Raw genomic sequence first — 17,867 nt, forward strand, 5'->3', positions numbered from 1 at the left:
GCACCCGTCGCGGCGTGGCAGGCGATCGCCGAGGCGCGCGACCCCGCCGTCGGTCAGGCCGGGTCGGGCGACCAGCACCGGCCGTAGGTCTGCCCCGCCTGCCACTGGTCCCTGGTGGGCCACTCGTAGCCCCACTGGTAGTCGAGCGCGTCGGAGGCGATCTCGCGGGCGGCGTCGGCGCACGGCCCCTGGCCGGCGTCCTTGACGACGCCCTCGCCCGGGTAGCGACCCTTCTTGGCCGCCTTGCCGGACAGGTCGACCACCGAGATCGCCTTCCAGCTGTGGTCCTCGCGGCAGAGCACCCGGGCGAAGGCCGCCTCGCCGGGTGTGGAGGTGCCGCACATGCCGTACGCCTCGCGGCCGGCGGCCTTCTCGAGGACGCCGGCGAGGTCGCCCTCGACCTTGGCGATGCGCTTGTCGCCGGAGACCGCGATGACGTCGCAGCGGTACCACGCCGCACCTGCGTCGGCCTGCTCGATCGTCGGCGTGAACCACACCGGCCGGAGCAGCGAGAGGCGCAGCTGCGCCTCGGTGCCGCCGACGTACGCCGCGAGCTTCGTCGGGCAGCGACGGGCCACCTGCGCGCGGACCTCCTCGGAGTCGACGGCGAGCAGGTGCCCGTTGGTGACCAGGTCGAGACGGCCCACGGCGAAGGTCTGTGTGGTGTGCCCCTTGGCGCACGCGACCGGGGTGTCCTCGTTGGTCGGCGCGACCGCCTCGGTGTAGGACAGCCGGTAGCACGCGCCGACCGCGGGGGCGGGCGGTGGCGCCGGGGCGGGCGTCGCGCTCGGGGTGGCGGTGGGTGTCGGCGTCGGCTTCGCGTCGGGCTCCGCGTCGTCGCTCGTGCACGACGCGAGCGCCAGGAGCGCCACCGCGACGACCACGGCTCTCATGCGGTCGTGGCCGCCCAGCAGACCGACCGGCGGTTGCCGGCCTTCCACTCGCCCTCGTGGAACCACGTGTAGCCGAAGTCGTAGGCCGGCGGGTAGCCCAGCCACGCCCCGACCGAGCGGGAGCAGTAGTCGCGGGTGGTCACCTCGACCACCCGGTCGCCGGGGTAGGGGTCCTCCGGGTCGCCCACCTTGATGGTGGTGACGGCGCGCCAGTTGTGCTTCTCGGTGCAGGGGATCTTGGGCGCGCCCTGGACCGAGGGGCCGTTGGCGCACACCATCCACTCGTCGTTGGTGGGCTGCTGGGCCAGCAGCCCCGCCGCGGTGGGCGGGAGCGCGGCGTACGCCTTGCTCTCCTCGCCGCCGCCGATCACGTCGCAGCGGTACCACCGCGCGCCCTTCTCCCATGCCTTCTCCGACGGCCGGAACCACGCCCAGCTGACGACGGTCCGCAGCACCGTGCTCTCGTCGGCGCCGAGGAACTCCCGGAACTTCGTGGAGCAGGTCTGGTAGGCGAACGCGCCGAGCTCCTCTGCGTCGTAGGCCGCGTCGGCGGCCACCGGGGGCAGGTCGCCGACCGCGAACGTCTCCGCCGTGTGCCTCGTCGAGCAGTCGACGACCTTGGTCGCGTTGCTCGGCAGGGCGACGTCCTCGGGAGTCAGCACCCGGCAGGCACCCTGCTGCGGGGGCTCGACCGCGTCGACCTGGTCGCTGTCGACGTTGCCGTTGTCGTCCTGGCCGCAGGCAGCGAGCACGAGCGCGGCCGCGACGAGCACGCTCGCGAGCGTTGCGGCGCGAGCGCGCACGTGACCTCCCTGCTGTGGCCTGCGTCATGGCCGGAACCGACCAGAGCCTACCGGCGGGCCGTGAGGTGACAGGCTGTGCGCGTGGTGGTCGACCTGCTCGCCCGGCTGGGGTGCCGCGTGCCCGTGCTCACCGCGCCGATGGCCGGTGGCCCGACCGTGCCCGCACTCGTGCTTGCCGCCTCCGAGGCGGGGTCGGCGGGCTTCCTCGCCGGCGGCTACAAGACCCCCGACGCGCTGGCCGCCGAGATCGCCGCGGTGCACGGGCAGACAGGCGGCTACGGCGTGAACCTGTTCGCCCCCAGCCCGGTGCCGGTCGACCCGGCGGCCTACGCCGCCTACCGCGAGCTGCTGCTCCCTCTGGCGGAGCGCTACGGCGTCGAGCTCCCGTCCGTGCCGGTCGAGGACGACGACCACTGGCAGGGCAAGGTCGACGTCCTGGTCGGGGCGGCGCCGCCGGTCGTGTCCTTCACGTTCGGCCTGCCCGACGAGGGCTCGGCCGAGCGTCTCCGCGCGGCCGGTTGCCTGCTCGTGCAGACGGTCACCTCTCCCGAGGAGGCCCGGCTCGCCGCCGACGCGGGCCTGGACGCGCTCGCCGTTCAGTCGGCCGGCGCCGGCGGCCACTCGGGCACCTTCACCCCGGAGCGTCCGCCGCCGCGGGTGCCCCTCCCCGACCTCGTCCGTGCCGTGCGCACGGCGGTCGGTTTGCCCGTGGTCGCCGCCGGCGGCATCGCGACCGGCGCCGACGTGCGCGCGGCGCTCGAGGCCGGCGCCGAGGCCGTCGCGGTCGGCACGCTGCTGCTCCTCGCCGACGAGGCCGGCACCAACCCCGCGCACCGCGCCGGCCTCGCGGGCGGCGACCGCGGCCCGCAGCTCACCACCACCGCCTTCAGCGGCCGTCCCGCCGGCGGGGTGATGAACGCCTTCCTCGCGGCGTACGACGGCAAGGCCCCGCTCGGCTACCCGGCGGTGCACCACCTCACCAGTCCGATCCGCCGGGCCGCGGCGGCCGCGGGCAATCCCGAGCACGTCAACCTCTGGGCCGGCACCGGCCACCGCCACGTCCGCTCGCAACCCGTGGCCGAGACCCTGAGGGCATTGGTCTAGGTAGCGAGCATGAGGATCATGTCGCGGTCGTAGGTGCGGCCGTCGTGCTGCTCGGTGAGGTGGGCGTTGGTGAGCTCGACGAGCTCGTCCTCGTCCTTGCCCACGATGGTCTCGCCGCACGGGCACTGGATGCGGGTCTTCATGGACCCATTGAACCCGCTACAGTGACCACGTCATGACGCGACGTCTTCTCCTTCGCCGCCGCAGCGAGGTCTGAGCCACAGCCGGACCCCCTCGCTGCGGAGTGAGCGTGCGCGACCGGCTCCCGAGCTCGACACCCCAGCGAGGACCACATGACCATCCCTCCGCAGAAGCCCAGCCCGATGCCGTTCGGCCGCTACGCGGCGTTCCCGCCCGTCGACCTGCCCGACCGCACCTGGCCGAACGCCGTGCTCACGCAGGCGCCGCGGTGGCTCTCCACCGACCTGCGCGACGGCAACCAGGCGCTCATCGACCCGATGAGCCCGGCCCGCAAGATGATGATGTTCGAGCTCCTGGTCCGGATGGGCTACAAGGAGATCGAAGTCGGCTTCCCGAGCGCGAGCGAGACCGACTTCGCGTTCGTGCGCCAGCTCATCGAGAGCGACAAGATCCCCGACGACGTCACGATCTCGGTGCTGACCCAGGCGCGCGAGGACCTGATCGAGCGCAGCGTGCAGTCGCTGGTCGGCGTGCCCCGCGCCAACATCCACCTCTACAACGCGCTGGCGCCCCTGTTCCGCCGCGTCGTCTTCCGGGCCAGCAAGGACGAGATCAAGGACATCGCGGTCCGCGGCACCCGGGCGGTGATGAAGGGGATCGAGAGCTACCTCGACACGACGGTGATCGGCTACGAGTACAGCCCCGAGATCTTCACCGGCACCGAGCTGCCGTTCTCGGTCGAGGTGTGCGAGGCGGTCAGCGACGTGTGGCAGCCCGACGACGGCCGCGAGATCATCCTCAACCTGCCGGCGACGGTCGAGATGGCCACGCCGAACGTCTACGCCGACCAGATCGAGTGGTTCTCCCGCCAGCTGACCCGTCGCGAGAACACGGTGATCAGCCTGCACCCCCACAACGACCGCGGTACGGCGGTCGCGGCCACGGAGCTCGCGATGATGGCGGGCGCCGACCGCGTCGAGGGCTGCCTGTTCGGCCACGGCGAGCGCACCGGCAACGTCGACCTGGTCACCCTGGCGATGAACCTGTTCAGCCAGGGCGTCGACCCGATGGTCGACCTCTCCGACATCGACGAGATCCGCCGGACGGTGGAGTACTGCACGCAGCTGCCCGTCCACCCGCGGCACCCCTACGCCGGCGACCTCGTATACACGGCGTTCTCCGGATCCCACCAGGACGCCATCAAGAAGGGGCTCGAGGACCTCGAGCGCCAGGCGTCCGAGCAGGGCGTGCCGGTCGAGCAGCTGCCCTGGGAGGCGCCGTACCTCCCCATCGACCCCCACGACGTCGGCCGCACCTACGAGGCGGTCATCCGGGTCAACAGCCAGTCGGGCAAGGGCGGCGTGGCCTACATCCTCAAGGCCGAGCACAAGCTCGACCTGCCGCGCCGGGCGCAGATCGAGTTCAGCCGGGTCATCCAGGAGCGCACCGACGCCGAGGGCGGCGAGATGACGCCCGAGGAGATCTGGGGCGTCTTCCGCGCGGAGTACCTCGACCGCGAGACCCCGCTCAAGCTCAACTCCGTGCACACCTCCTCGGCCGCGGGGGAGAAGGACGCGCTGTTCGTCAACGTCTACGTCGACGGCGAGCTCCAGTCGCTCGAGGGCGAGGGCAACGGCCCGCTCTCGGCGTTCGTCGCGGCGATCAACGAGCTGCCGCAGGCCACGGGCGATCCAGCCTGGGACGTGAGGGTGCTCGACTACGCCGAGCACGCGCTCTCCTCCGGCGGCGACGCCCTCGCCGCGGCGTACGTCGAGTGCCTGGTGCGCGACACGATCTACTGGGGGGTCGGCATCGACGCCAACATCGTGACCGCCTCGCTCAAGGCCGTGATCAGCGCGGTCAACCGCGCGGCCTGAGGCCGGCTGCAAGAAATTTTGCACCTTTCGGTCAGGGAGGCGTGACAAACGCGCCCGCGCGGGGAGAGGATCGCCGAACTTAAGACCGTTCTTAGGTAGCACATCTCTCGGCGATCCATGAGGAGACCTCATCTTGAATGCACTTCGGAAGAAGGTGACGAGGCTCTCGGGCTTCGCACTGGTGACCACCGGGCTCGTGCTCGGCCAGCTGGGCTTCGCCACCACCGCGAACGCTGTCGAGCTGATCCAGGACGGCGGCTTCGAGGCCGGCGCATCGGGTGACAGCCCCGCGTGGATCGAGGCCGACACGGAGTTCGGCACCCCGCTCTGCACCGCCGCTGCCTGCGGCACGGGCGGCGGCACGGCGGGCCCGCACGGCGGCACGGTCTGGGCCTGGTTCGGTGGCTCCGCCACGACCGGCCACACCGGCAGCGTGAGTCAGGCGGTGACCATCCCCACCGGCGACCCCGCGACGCTGACCTACTGGTACTGGAACGGGTCGGTCAACACGCCGTTCGACGCCACGCTGACCGTGAAGATCGACGCCACCACGGTCAAGACGCACACCGAGGCCAGCACCGCTGAGCCCGGCTACACGCAGCAGACCGTCGACATCAGCGCCTTCGCCGACGGTGGGTCGCACACCCTGTCGTTCAACTACCTCAACGGCGGGACCGGCATCACGAACATGTCCGTCGACGATGTGAGCATCAACGCCGGGCCGCCGCCGGACACCACCCCGCCGGACACGACGATCACCAGCAGCCCTGCGGGTGGCATCGCGAAGTCTCTCACGGTCCCGATCTCGTTCACCTCGACCGAGACCCCGTCGACGTTCACCTGCACGCTCGACAGCGGCGCCTCGGCCCCGTGCACCAGCCCCAGGTCGCTCACCGTGACCCCGGGCCAGCACACCTTCAAGGTCGCGGCGACCGACGCCGCGATGAACACCGACGCCACCCCGGCGACGGTGACCTTCACCGCCTACGACTGCACCACGCTGAACGCTGCGGTGACCGCGGCGCAGGCGAAGGCGGACGCGGCGGCCAAGAAGCTCGCGAAGGCCAAGAAGGCGCTGAAGAAGGCCAAGAAGTCCGGCAACGCCAGCAAGGTCAAGAAGGCGAAGAAGAAGCTGAAGAAGGCCAAGAAGGCAGCGAAGGCGGCCAAGGCCGAGGTGGCAGCGGCCACCTCCGCAGCCGCTCCGTGTGGCGGGAGCCCGCGGGTCGCCGCCTCGACGGTCGACACCAGCCGGCGCTGACACGCACGACCCCGAACGGGCCCGGGGGAGCGCCGCACCCAGCGGCGCAACCCCGGCACGTCGGGTAACTTGACCGCTCATGCGCACCACGCTCAGCGGTCTCGTCCTCGTGATCACGACGGGGGCGCTCCTGGCCACCACGGCCGGAGCGCCCCCGTCATCCGCGTCCGGGCAGCCGCCGGCGCCCGTGCCGGCCAAGGCGGGGGATCCCTACGGCAACCTCTGGAACATCCTCCCGCCGGGCTCGAACGGCAACGTCACCACGGTCGACCTCGCCTCGCTGCTCGGCACCACGGCGACGCCGACGAAGCCGGCGCACTTCGCCGACCAGCTCGAGATGTACGACGCGCTGACCACGCACGACCCCGGCAGCATCAGCCAGGCCGACATCGAGCAGCTCTACAAGCGCGAGGACCTCACGCCGGCAACCGTCGTCAGCACCAAGGCGCCCAGGCCCGGGGTCACGATCCAGCGTGACGCGTTCGGCGTCCCGTTCATCAACGGCGCGACGTACGACGACGTCGAGTTCGGCGCCGGCTACGCCGCGGTCGAGGACCGGATGTTCCTCATGGACGTGCTCCGGCACACGGGGGCCGGCCGGATGGCCGAGTTCGTCGGCAACACCCCGGGCAACGTGGCGATGGACCAGTCGCAGATCCGCGCCGCCTACTACACGCCGGCAGAGGCCAACGCCCAGATCGAGCGAGCGGCCCGCGACGCCCGCGCCCGGGGGCAGAAGCTGCTCAACGGCGTCGACGCGTTCCTCGCCGGCATCAACCAGGCCCAGCACGACCTGTGCCCGATCCTGGCGGCGCCCACCTGCCCCGCCGAGTACGCCCTGCTCCAGAAGATCCCGACCGACTGGACCCGCGCCGACATCGTCTACGTCGCCTCCCTGGTGGGCGGCATCTTCGGCAAGGGCGGTGGCCACGAGGTCCAGAACGCCGAGTGGTGGCAGGCGCTCAAGGCGCGGTTCGGCAAGAAGCGGGCGCTCCAGATCTACGGCGACCTCCGCGAGAAGAACGACCCCGAGGCGCCGACGACCTCGAGCAGGCGCGCGCCGTACGACGGCACGGCGTTCGACCCGGACCTGCCCGGCGTCGCGCTCCCCGACCGCAACGGGCCCACCGCGCCGGGCACCGGCCACGCGCTGCGCGGCGGCGCCCCCGCACCCGGCGAGGTGCAGCCCCGGCTCGACCTGCCCGGCGGCGTCTCGATCGACCTCTCCGAGCTCGGCGCCCACGGCATGAGCAACGCGCTGCTCGTGACAGGCAAGGAGTCACGGACCGGCAAGCCCCTGGCCGTGATGGGGCCGCAGACCGGCTACTACGCGCCGCAGCTGCTCGTCGAGCAGGTGCTCAACGGTCCGGGCATCCAGGCCCGGGGCGTCGCCTTCGCCGGCACCAACCTGTTCGTCCAGCTCGGGCGTGGCCTCGACTACGCGTGGTCGGCCACCTCCGCCGGGAGCGACAACATCGACACCGTCGTCGAGCGGCTGTGCAACCCCAAGGGCGGCAAGGCGACGGTCAGCTCCACGCGCTACCTGGTCGGCAAGAAGTGCGTCCCGATGCAGTCCGACGTGCACACCGAGACCACCACTCCCAACCTCCAGGCGCCCGCGCCGGCGACGACCTACAAGTTCCAGGTGCTGCGCACCCGGCACGGCATCGTGCAGGAGCGCACCACCGTCGGCGGCAAGCCGGTCGCGCTGGTGATCCAGCGGTCGACGTACGGCCACGAGGTCGACTCCGTGCTCGGCTTCGGCGAGTTCAACGACCCCGGCTTCGTGCACAGCGCGAAGTCGTTCCAGAGGGCCGCGAGCGACATCGACTACACGTTCAACTGGTTCTACGCCGACTCCAAGGACATCTCCTACTACTCCTCCGGCCTGCTGCCGAAGCGCTCCGCCAAGGTCGAGCCCGACCTCCCGCACTGGGCCGGCAAGGCCTACGACTGGAAGGGCTGGCTGTCGTTCCGCAAGCACGCCCGGGAGACCAACCCCAAGCGGGGCTATCTCGTCAGCTGGAACAACAAGCCGGCACCCGACTTCTCGGCGGCCGACGACACCTGGAGCTACGGCTCGGTCTACCGCTCGATGGCACTCGAGAAGCGCCTGCTCCCCAAGATCAAGGGCAGGAAGAAGATCGACCTCCCCGGCATGGTCGGCGTGATGGCCGGCGGCGCGACCGCTGACTCGCGGGCGGCGTACACCCTCCCGTGGCTGCTCAAGGTGATCGGCAAGGACAAGAAGACCAAGGCGGCGCGCACGCTCCTCCAGCAGTGGCTCAAGGCCGGCACGCCGCGCGCCGACCGCGATCGCGACGGCGCCTACGAGTACCAAGCGGCGATCGCGCTCTTCGACACGTGGTGGGAGGACGGCCCGCGCTCGGTCGCCTACGACGCCATGAGCGGCCGGCTCGGGCCGCTGACCCGCCAGCTGCCGCAGATCCTCGACGACCACCCCCGCGCCGGGCAGGGCTCGTCGTTCAACGGCGTCGCGTGGTACGGCTACCTCTCCAAGGACCTCCGCTCCGTCCTCGGCAAGCACGTCGACGGCGCCTACTCCACCGGCTACTGCGGCAAGGGCTCGCTCAAGGCCTGCCGCGCAACGCTGCGCACCTCGCTCGCCGCCGCCGTCGCGCGGATCCTCCAGAAGCAGGGCAAGAGCTCGGTCGGTGAGCTCACCTACGCCAAGTCCGAGGACTTCATCCGCTCGAGCACCGGCGGCGTGGTCGGCGTCCGGCCGATCGACTGGCAGAACCGCCCGACGTTCCAGCAGGTGATCAGCTTCCTGTCACATCGGTAGGCGCTCACGTGCGTCGGTGGAAGGTGTACTTGCCGGTGGGGAGCTGGTCGAGGTGATATCGCTGGTCGTGGGCTTTGCTGTGGTGGCTGGGGCAGAGTGAGATGAGGTCGCGGAGGTTGGTCTTGCCGCCGTCGGTCCAGCGTGTTTGGTGGTGGGTGTGGGTCATGCCGGGTGGCCAGTCGCAGCCGTCGATCTCGCAGCCGCGGGCTTCGATGGTCTTCGCGATGCGCTGGGCCTCGGAGGCGAAGCGCTGCTTGCGGCCGAGGTCGAGGACGTGGGAGGTGCCGTCGAGGACGGCGGGGAGGACGCCGGCTTCGCAGGCGAGCCGGCGGGCGGCGCCGGGGGAGAGTCTTTGGCCGGTGTCGAGGTGGGCTGCTTGGAGGCGGCCTTCGAGGGTGTCGAGGGTCATCGTGACGACGACGGTGGCGTTGAGGCCGCCGGCCTTCGGGAGATGGTTCTTGGGGTAGCGCTGGATGAGCTCGACGAGGGCCTGCCCGAGGCGTTGCGGGGTGGGCTTGCGCTCGCCGAGCGGTCCGTTGCTGGCTTGGTGCTTGGGGGCGGCGAGGGCGAGCAGGTGCTTCTTGAGCATGGCGCCGGTGAGGGTGTCGAGGGTGAAGCGGCCGTGGGTCTTGCCGTGGTCGTCGTCCCAGATCGTCAGGCGCGTGGCTGCGGCAGCGTCGCGTTCTTCTTTGTCCAGCAGTGCGGCTTCGTGGGCGTCGGCGGTCTCGGGGGAGGTGACTTCGAGGATCCGGCGGCCGAGGACCTTGAGGTGTTTGGCGTCGAACTCGCGTGCGTAGTCCAGGAGCCGTTGCTCGGCCTGGGCGGCGATGGCGGGGTCGAGGTCGTCGGGGAGGTCGGCGAGGGCGCGGAGGATGGCCTCGGCCTGCTCGACGTGGAGGCGGCCGTCGGCGAGCGCGGTCCGGGTCGCCTGGTGGTGCTCGAGGCCGTCGGCGAGCCGCATGGTGCGGTGGGCGTGGGTCTTCGTGGTGCGGGTGGTGGCGGCGTGCCAGGTCGCGGTCGAGGTCGCGCCCGTGTTGCCCGGGAGGTCGACGCGGGCGGCGTGGGCCAGGGTCCGTGCTTGCAGCTCGGCGACCTGGGCGGCCAGTGCGGCGAGGTCGTGCAGGGTGGTCGTGGTGTCCTCGGCGTTCATCGACCACACCGGTGTCTCTGCGACGGCGGTGAGTTGTTCGCGCGCGTCGGCCACGGCCCGGGTGACCGGGTGGGGGTGGTGGGCGAGCGCTGTCATGGCACCTATTCCAGCACTGACCACCGACACTCGCTGGGTGGCTCGGATCCCGTTGTGGACAAGGGGTTCCGGCGCTGTGGTTGTGGACGTGAAGTGGACGTTCGCCGGCGTCCGGGGGCGGCTGGGAGCGCACGCTGCGGTGATCTCGACAAGCTCGATCAGCGGTGGTGCAGCGGGTGCCCTGCTTGCGGTGGCTTCGAGGCTCGTCGCTAGCGCTCCTCGCACCTCAGCCACCGTGGGGCGGTGGTGCGGCGGGTGCCTTCGTTGCGGTGATCTCGACGAGCTCGATCAGCGGTGGTCCAGCGGGTGCCTTCGCTGCGGGGGCTTCGAGGCTCGTCGCCAGGGCTCCTCGCACCTCAGCCACCGTGGGCGCGGTCGCCGTACCGCCCCAGTGCCGGACCGCAGCCAGCCCGCCGGCGGCGACCCGATGGCCAGCCAAGCCTTTGCGCTCCGTCTGGTCCGTCAAGGACGCGGAGCGCTTCAGACTGCCTTGACGGACCAGGCGGAGCGCAGACACTCGGCGATCGGGTTGCCGCCCCCACGCAAGCGGGTGCCTTCGCTGCGGTGGCTTCGAGGCTCGTCGCTAGCGCTCCTCGCACCTCAGCCACCGTGGGGCGGTGGTCCAGCGGGTGCCTACCTTGCGGAGGCTTCGAGGAGGCTCGTCGCTAGCGCTCCTCGCACCTCAGCCACCGTGGGCCGCGCGTCGTACAGCAACGACCGCGCGGCCAGCGCCGCGCAGCACCCGAGTCAGCCCGCGTGGGTCAGGCGCTCGGACCGGGCCAGGGGCAGGCGGACGGTGAAGGTGGAGCCCTGGAGGTGGGCGGACTGGACCTCGATCGTGCCGCCGTGGCCGGCGACGATCGCGGAGACGATGGAGAGGCCGAGGCCGGTGCCCTGGATCTGGCGGACCTGGGCGGTGGAGGAGCGGAAGAAGCGCTGGAACAGCTCGGCCTGCTCCTCCTCCGGGATGCCGATGCCGGTGTCGCTGACCGTGATCACCGCGTGGTCGTCGACGACGGCGAGGCCGAAGCCGATGGTGCCGCCGTCCTCGGTGAACTTCACGGCGTTGGAGAGCAGGTTGATCATGACCCGCTCGAGCTGGGCGCGGTCGCCGAGGACCGGTACGGCGCCGGCGGGCCGGTCGACCGAGAATGCGAGGTGGCGGTTGTTGAGGAGCGGCCGGATGGCCTCCTCGATCGGGCCGATGGTCGTGGCGAGGTCGACGGCGTCGTGGCGCCAGTGGACGGTCTCCGCGTCGAGGCCGGAGAGCATGAGCAGGTCGTTGATCATCGAGATCAGGCGCTGGCCGTTGCGGTTGATGGTCTCGAGCAGCGGCACCTGTTCGGGCAGCGGCTCGACCACGGACCCGTCGGTCATCATCTCGGTGTAGCCCACGATGCTCGTGACGGGCGTGCGGAGCTCGTGGGAGACCGTCGAGACGAACTCGTTCTTCGCCTGGTCGAGGGCGCGCAGCCGCTCGACGGCCGTGCGCTCCTTGTCGAGGGCCGCGATGAGCATCTCCTGGCTGTGCCGCTGCTCGGTCACGTCGCGGGCCACGCACAGGTAGCCGCTCTGCGCCGCGAACGCGTCCTGGGCGACCGACAGCGTCATCGACACCATCTGCTCGCCACCCGACCTGGTCAGCCACGTCCAGTCGCGCGCCCGCGTCTCGCCGTCACGACCGAGGCCGCGCACGAGGATGTCGAACGCCTCGTCGAGCGTGTCGGCGCCGGTGCGCTCGAGCAGCTCGGACGACTTGAGCAGCCGGTGGAACGGCTCGCCGACCAGCTCGCCCCGCTCGTAGCCGAGGAGGTGCTGGATGCCGGAGTTGGCCACCGAGATCCGCCCGGCGGTGTCGATGCCGACGATCGCGGTGGTGAGCGAGGCCTCCATGAGGTGGTTGACGAGGCCGGCGGTGGTCCGCTCGGCGGTGACGTCGATGCCGGTCATGACGGCGTACATCGGGTTGCCGACCTCGTCGCGGACGATGTTGGTGTTCCAGACGATGCGGAGCTTCTCGCCCGACTTGGTGAGCGAGTCCGACTCGCGCACGATCGGTACGCCGGAGCGGTTGGGCCACATGATCAGCGCCTCGACGTCGTCGGCGTCCGAGGGGGTGATGCCGGTGTCCCAGACCTTGCGGCCGAGCAACTCGTCCTCGCGGTAGCCGGTGATCACCGACGTGGCCTGGTTGACCCGGACCACGATGCCCTCGACGTTCGTCACCATGATGATGCAGTTGGTGGTGTCGAGGGTCGCGTTGGTGAGCGTCTGCGCGGCCTCGAGGCCGTGCCGGGCGTCGTACTCCGCGGTGACGTCGAGCAGCTGCGCGGCGAAGAAGGGCTCGTCGCCGTTCTCGCCGAGGGAGGAGATCTGCAGCGTGACCTGACCGGACCGCGCGAAGGTGAGCGGGCCCTCCACGCGCCAGCCGTCGAGCGAGCCGTCGATGAGCTGGGGGAGCGCCTCGTGGTAGTCCGGCCCGACGTCCATCAACTCGCTGAGGCGCAGCCCGAGCAGTGCCTCCTCGCGACCGCCGAGGATGCCGAGGGCGGTCTCGTTGAGGTCGACGATCACCAGGTCGCGGCGGGTCTCGTCGGGCTCGAGGAAGGCCATGCCGACCAGCGACTCGGTGAAGTTGCGGCGGAACAGCTTGCCGTCGGCGGTGATCCGGTCGAGCAGCATCGTGTTGCGCTGCACGGCGAGGCCCAGCGGTACCACCAGCAGCGCGGCGCTCGCGAGGTAGCCCTGCGTCAGGGCGCCGCCGATCAGGGCGCTGACCCGGTCGGAGTCGACGGCGTCGCCGAACGGACCGATGCCCGCGGCGGTCTGCGAGGTCACCAGGATGCCGAGCAGCACGAGCTCGGCGCAGGCGACGCGGAGGTCGAAGCGCAGCGCTGCCCAGGTGAGGAACAGGACCGGCGCGAAGGTCAGCGTCGAGCTCGCGCCGGGCACGAACGTCGGGACGGCCGCCGCGGTGAGCAGCAGCATCTGCAGGAGCAGCTCGAGCCGGCGGCCGGTCCAGTGGTGCTCGGTGACGACGGCGAGCGGGAAGAGCAGCAGCACCGCGGCGACGTGCACGGCGAACGTCGTCGCGAGCGAGACGCCGAGCGGCTCGAGCGTGACGAGGCGCGAGGCGCTCGCGCCGCCCAGCGCGAGCAGGCCGCCGCTCATGACCGCGGCGGCCAGCAGCCGGACGAAGTCCTCCTGGTCGGCCAGCCGCGGGCGCCTCCGGCCGGCGTGGGTGACGAGCAGCGCGGCGACCACCATCGCGATCGCCTCGGCCACGGCGTGCGCGCCCGCCAGCCGCAGCCCCCGGCCCCCGAGGACGTCGCCGGAGAAGGTGGCCAGCGCGAGTAGCGGCCCCAGGGCCGTCCAGCGGCGCACGGGGTTGAGCGAGAGCACGATCAGGCCCAGCCCGGCCGACGGCCAGAACGTTGCGATGGCCTGGCCGTCGGGTGCGAGGCGCACCGCGACGGCACCCGCCGCGACGACCCCGGCCAGCAGGGCGTAGGTGGGTGCCCAGCCGAGGGGTCGTTCGGCGAGCGTGCTCACCCCTTCAGTCTCGGGCACCCCACCTGTCCCGCGCTGGGTTTCGAGACGTCTGGAGGCGGCGCGTCACCGCCCCGATCTACGCTGGTCGCCATGTTGGTCTCCGAGCGCATCGGCCAGTTCTTCGTGGACGCCGGCTCGGGGCGCGACCGGCTGGAGTACACCGAGTACGGCGCCGGCGATTGCTGGGTGGTCCTCCTCCACGGTCAGCTGATGCCGCGCAGGATGCACCAGCCGCTCGCCCGGGCCCTCGCGGCCGAGGGCCTGCACGTGGTGACCCTCGACCTGCTGGGGCACGGCCGCTCCGACCGCCCGGCCGACCCGCTCGTCTACTCCATGACGGCCTTCGCCGAGCAGGTCGTGGCGCTGCTCGACCACCTCGGGGCCGACCAGGCGGTCGTCGGCGGCACGTCGCTCGGCGCCAACGTGGGGCTGGAGGTGGCCGACCTGGCGCCCGAGCGGGTGCGCGGGCTGCTCATCGAGATGCCGGTGCTCGACAACGCCGTGGAGGCCGGCATCCTCGCCTTCGCGCCGCTCATGTTCGCCGCCCGCTTCCTGCCGTTCACCGTCGACGGGCTGCGCGCGCTCACCCGCCCGATCCCGCGGGGCGTCGTGCCGTTCTGGGCCGGCATCGGCCTCGACACGCTCGACCAGCGCTCCGAGTCGGTCGCAGCAGTGGTGCACGGGCTGTTCTTCGGGCGGATCGCGCCACCGTCGCGGCGGCGCAAGCAGATCGCCGCACCGGCGCTGGTCGTCGGACACCCGGCCGACCCGATCCACCCGGCCGCCGACGCCGCGATGCTCGCCGACGAGCTGCCGAACGCCCGGTTCGTGCGTGCCCGGAGCATCCTCGAGTGGCGGTTCTGGCCCGACCGGCTCAACGCCGAGGCCGCGAAGTTCGCCCTCGAGGTCTGGGAGGACGTCCCGGCGGCGACACGCTCCCGCGGGCGTCGTACGCCTCGCTGACCGAGGCACAATGGGCGGGTGCCTCTCTACCGCGACGAGGCGGTCGTGCTGCGCACCCACAAGCTGGCCGAAGCTGACCGCATCATCACCCTGCTGACGCGGGAGCACGGTCGGGTGCGCGCGGTGGCCAAGGGCGTACGGCGGACCACGTCGAAGTTCGGCTCGCGGCTCGAGCCGTTCACCCACGTGGACGTGCAGCTCGCCGAGGGCCGCAACCTCGACACGATCACCCAGGCCGAGACCCACGACGCGTTCGCCGCCCAGCTCGGGGCCGACTACGAGCGTTACACGGCCGGCACCGTCATGCTCGAGACCGCCGAGCGGCTGGTCACCGAGGAGAAGGAGCCGTCCACCCAGCAGTTCCTGCTGCTGGTGGGCGGGCTGCGAGCGATGGTCGGCGGTGAGCGCCGGCCCGGCCAGGTCCTCGACTCCTACCTGCTGCGCTCGCTGGCCGTGGCCGGCTACGCGCCGTCGTTCCACGCCTGCGCCCGCTGCGGGACGCTGCCCCACGAGGGCGCCACGCACCGCTGGTTCAACCCGTCGTACGGCGGGATGCTCTGCACCACCTGCCGGGTCCCCGGCTCGGCCAGCCCGGCCGCGGAGACGATCACCCTGCTCGGCGCGCTCCTGGCCGGCGACTGGCCGGTCGTCCAGGCCAGCGATCCCCGCCACCTCAAGGAGGCCAGCGGCCTCGTCGCGGCGTTCCTGGCCTGGCACCTCGAGCGCGGGCTGCGCTCGCTGGCCTACGTCGAGCGCTGATCTGCCACCCTGACCCCCGTGCCCCGCCCCGTCCGCCAGCCCACCCCGCACCCCTCGGGGGCCCGGCCGCCCGACCTGCCCCGCGACCAGGTGCCGCGGCACGTCGCGATCGTCATGGACGGTAACGGCCGCTGGGCCAAGCAGCAGGGGCTCCCGCGGACCAAAGGCCACGAGGCGGGGGAGTCCTCGCTCTTCGACGTCGTCGAGGGCGCTATCGAGATCGGCGTGCGGGCGGTCTCGGCGTACGCCTTCTCGACCGAGAACTGGACCCGCTCGCCCGACGAGGTGCGCTTCCTCATGGGGTTCAACCGCGACGTCATCCGCCGGCGCCGCGACGAGATGCACGAGCTCGGCGTGAAGGTGCGCTGGGCGGGCCGCGCCCCGCGGCTGTGGCGGTCGGTGATCAAGGAGCTCAAGGTCGCCGAGGAGCTGACCCGCGACAACGACGTGCTGACGCTGACGATGTGCGTCAACTACGGCGGCCGGGCGGAGCTGGCCGACACCGTCCGCTCGATCGCGCGCGAGGTCGCTGCGGGGCGCCTCAACCCGGAGAAGATCGACGAGCGCACGGTCGCGCGCCACCTCTACGTCCCCGAGCAGGCCGAGGCCGACATGGTGTGGCGCACCTCGGGCGAGCAGCGGCTGTCGAACTTCATGCTCTGGCAGGCGGCGTACAGCGAGCTGGTCTTCACCGACGTGCTGTGGCCCGACGTCGACCGTCGCCACCTCTGGGCCGCCATCGAGACCTACGCCGCCCGCCACCGCCGCTACGGGAAAGCCTGAACCGCCCGCGCGCGCGGGGTTGCTCTGCCACTGTTCATCTGTGAGAGCACGCCTGAGGGAGGAGCTCCGCCGCCTGTGGCTGGAGCCGCGTGACCCTCGGCTGCTCCAGCTGGGGTTCAGCGTGCTGTTCATGCTCGACATGGGGCTGCGGATCGCGGGCGACCTCGAGCTGCGGACCGGCCCGCTCATCGGGCTGGTGCTGGTGCCGACCGCCTGGGTCGTCGCGCTGGTGCTGCCCTGGACGCGCACCCCGGAGTGGTGCCGGCTCGCGCTGCTCGTGCTCGACATCGGCATCGTCGGGCTGAGCCGGCTCGACCCGCAGGGCGGGTCGGCGCTGCTGGTCGTCATCCCGGCGCTGTGGCTCGGCTTCGCCTACGGCAACCGCGGGGCGCTCATCACCGCCGTCGCGACCGTGCTGCTGGTGATGGTGCCGGGCGTGCTCTATATCGGCGCCACCGGCATCAACCTCTCCCGGTCGGTCACCACCACGGTCATCGCGGTGACGGTCTCGCTCGCGATCGCCAACGTCATCCAGCGGGTGCGCGGGGGACAGGAGCTCATCGAGCTCCAGCGGCGGGTGGGCGAGGCGATCCTCGACACGGTGGACGTCGGGCTGATCCTGCTCGACGGCGAGGGCCGCTACCTCACGATGAACCGGCGCCACCACGACTTCATGCGGCTCGCGTTCCCCCACGGGCACAGCGGGCAGGCCGGCCAGCTCGGCGCGGTCTACCACGAGGACGGCGAGACGCTGGTCCAGCACGAGGACATGCCGACGTTCCGGGCGACGCAGGGCGAGGAGTTCGACGACCAGCTGATCTGGGTCGGCTCCGACCCGCTGACCCGGCGCGCGCTCTCGGTGTCCTCGCGCGTCGTGCGCGAGGAGAGCGGGCGCTTCGCCGGCGCCGCCCTCGCCTACAAGGACGTCACCGACTTCATGCGCGCGCTGGAGGTCAAGGAGGAGTTCGTCGCGTCGGTCTCGCACGAGCTGCGCACCCCGCTCACCTCGATCCACGGCTTCACGAGCATCGTGCTCGAGCGCGACGACCTGCCCGAGGAGGTCGTCCACCAGCTCGGCGTCGTCAAGCGGAACGTCGACCGGCTCGACCGGCTCGTCGCCGACCTCCTCCAGACGGCCCAGGTCGAGCGCGGCCTCGTGCACCTCGACCGCGAGCGCACCGACGTCGCGGCGCTCGTCCGGCAGTCGATCGAGGCCGCCCGCCCGGCCATCGACCGCGCCGGGCTGAGCCTGTCCAGCAGCGTGCCCGACCACCTGGTCGTCATGGTCGACCCGCAGCGCTTCGCCCAGGTCGTCGACAACCTGCTCTCGAACGCCGTCAAGTACACCCCGTCCGGCGGGCGCATCGAGGTCGACCTCTCGGTCGCCCACGAGCGCGTCGAGCTGGTCGTGCGCGACACCGGCATCGGCATCAGCATGCGCGACCGCAGCCACGTCTTCAGCCGCTTCTTCCGGAGCCGGCACGCCTCGCAGCGATCGATCCAGGGCATCGGCCTCGGGCTCAGCATCACCAAGGCGATCGTCGACAGCCACGGCGGCCGCATCGAGGTCGAGAGCGAGGAGGGCCGTGGTTCGACGTTCCGCGTCCGCCTGCCGCTCGACGCCGCCGCGGAGCGCCGGGTCCCGGACCAGGAACCTGTCTCCGTCACCTGACGCCGCAACG

The 17,867-nt window shown here is 71.7% G+C and carries 13 protein-coding genes; 8 read left to right on the plus strand and 5 right to left on the minus strand.

From position 1 onward, the window contains the following. Positions 1-53: 53 nt before the first annotated feature. On the minus strand, positions 54-893 hold the full coding sequence (locus tag G514_RS25405; RefSeq protein ID WP_051247062.1) for a septum formation family protein: 840 nt from the start codon (positions 891-893) through the stop codon (positions 54-56). Then, complete coding sequence (locus G514_RS25410; protein WP_036563958.1) at positions 890-1,696, minus strand: septum formation family protein; 807 nt, start codon at positions 1,694-1,696, stop codon at positions 890-892. The genes G514_RS25405 and G514_RS25410 overlap by 4 nt, the downstream gene beginning before the upstream one ends. A gap of 81 nt (positions 1,697-1,777) precedes the next feature. On the opposite strand from G514_RS25410, the gene G514_RS0107265 reads away from it, so the two are divergent. Next, positions 1,778-2,800: a nitronate monooxygenase gene (locus tag G514_RS0107265; protein ID WP_245582130.1), complete on the plus strand. Its 1,023-nt coding sequence runs from the start codon at positions 1,778-1,780 to the stop codon at positions 2,798-2,800. On the opposite strand, the gene G514_RS29750 is transcribed toward G514_RS0107265, so the two are convergent. Continuing rightward, on the minus strand, positions 2,797-2,943 hold the full coding sequence (locus G514_RS29750; protein WP_084151848.1) for a DUF1059 domain-containing protein: 147 nt from the start codon (positions 2,941-2,943) through the stop codon (positions 2,797-2,799). The genes G514_RS0107265 and G514_RS29750 overlap by 4 nt on opposite strands. A 150-nt stretch (positions 2,944-3,093) precedes the next feature. On the opposite strand from G514_RS29750, the gene leuA reads away from it, so the two are divergent. The 3 genes from leuA to G514_RS25415 all read left to right on the plus strand — a co-directional run bounded on the left by leuA (position 3,094) and on the right by G514_RS25415 (position 8,882). After that, positions 3,094-4,818 carry a 2-isopropylmalate synthase gene (gene leuA, locus G514_RS0107275; RefSeq protein WP_028651217.1) on the plus strand — a complete coding sequence of 575 codons (1,725 nt, stop codon included), beginning with the start codon at positions 3,094-3,096 and terminating at the stop codon, positions 4,816-4,818. A 133-nt stretch (positions 4,819-4,951) separates the two neighbouring features. Then, positions 4,952-6,076: a hypothetical protein gene (locus G514_RS0107280; RefSeq protein ID WP_157544642.1), complete on the plus strand. Its 1,125-nt coding sequence runs from the start codon at positions 4,952-4,954 to the stop codon at positions 6,074-6,076. Positions 6,077-6,155: 79 nt separating this feature from the next. Further along, positions 6,156-8,882 (plus strand): penicillin acylase family protein, encoded by a 2,727-nt coding sequence (locus G514_RS25415; protein ID WP_051247035.1) that lies wholly within the window; start codon positions 6,156-6,158, stop codon positions 8,880-8,882. A gap of 4 nt (positions 8,883-8,886) precedes the next feature. Here the strand turns inward: G514_RS25415 and G514_RS29040 are convergent, their stop codons facing one another. Both G514_RS29040 and G514_RS25425 read right to left on the minus strand, forming a co-directional pair. Further along, complete coding sequence (locus G514_RS29040; protein WP_028651219.1) at positions 8,887-10,128, minus strand: HNH endonuclease signature motif containing protein; 1,242 nt, start codon at positions 10,126-10,128, stop codon at positions 8,887-8,889. Between the two features lie 747 nt (positions 10,129-10,875). Further along, positions 10,876-13,680, minus strand: coding sequence for a PAS domain S-box protein (locus tag G514_RS25425; RefSeq protein WP_036563960.1), 2,805 nt, complete (start codon positions 13,678-13,680; stop codon positions 10,876-10,878). Positions 13,681-13,770: 90 nt separating this feature from the next. Here G514_RS25425 and G514_RS25430 point away from each other — a divergent pair, with 90 nt between their 5' ends. Genes G514_RS25430 through G514_RS25435 form a run of 4 tightly spaced genes read left to right on the plus strand, consistent with a single transcriptional unit; the run spans position 13,771 to position 17,857 of the window. Beyond that, positions 13,771-14,643 carry an alpha/beta fold hydrolase gene (locus G514_RS25430; RefSeq protein ID WP_084151850.1) on the plus strand — a complete coding sequence of 291 codons (873 nt, stop codon included), beginning with the start codon at positions 13,771-13,773 and terminating at the stop codon, positions 14,641-14,643. Positions 14,644-14,661: 18 nt separating this feature from the next. Then, positions 14,662-15,402 (plus strand): DNA repair protein RecO, encoded by a 741-nt coding sequence (gene recO, locus G514_RS0107305; protein ID WP_028651220.1) that lies wholly within the window; start codon positions 14,662-14,664, stop codon positions 15,400-15,402. Positions 15,403-15,420: 18 nt separating this feature from the next. Then, positions 15,421-16,185, plus strand: a complete 765-nt coding sequence (locus tag G514_RS0107310; protein WP_028651221.1) for an isoprenyl transferase — start codon at positions 15,421-15,423, stop codon at positions 16,183-16,185. Positions 16,186-16,225: 40 nt separating this feature from the next. Beyond that, positions 16,226-17,857 carry a sensor histidine kinase gene (locus G514_RS25435; RefSeq protein WP_036563962.1) on the plus strand — a complete coding sequence of 544 codons (1,632 nt, stop codon included), beginning with the start codon at positions 16,226-16,228 and terminating at the stop codon, positions 17,855-17,857. Positions 17,858-17,867: the final 10 nt, after the last annotated feature.

The organism is Nocardioides halotolerans DSM 19273 (genome assembly GCF_000422805.1).
Taxonomy (GTDB): Bacteria; Actinomycetota; Actinomycetes; order Propionibacteriales; family Nocardioidaceae; genus Nocardioides; species Nocardioides halotolerans.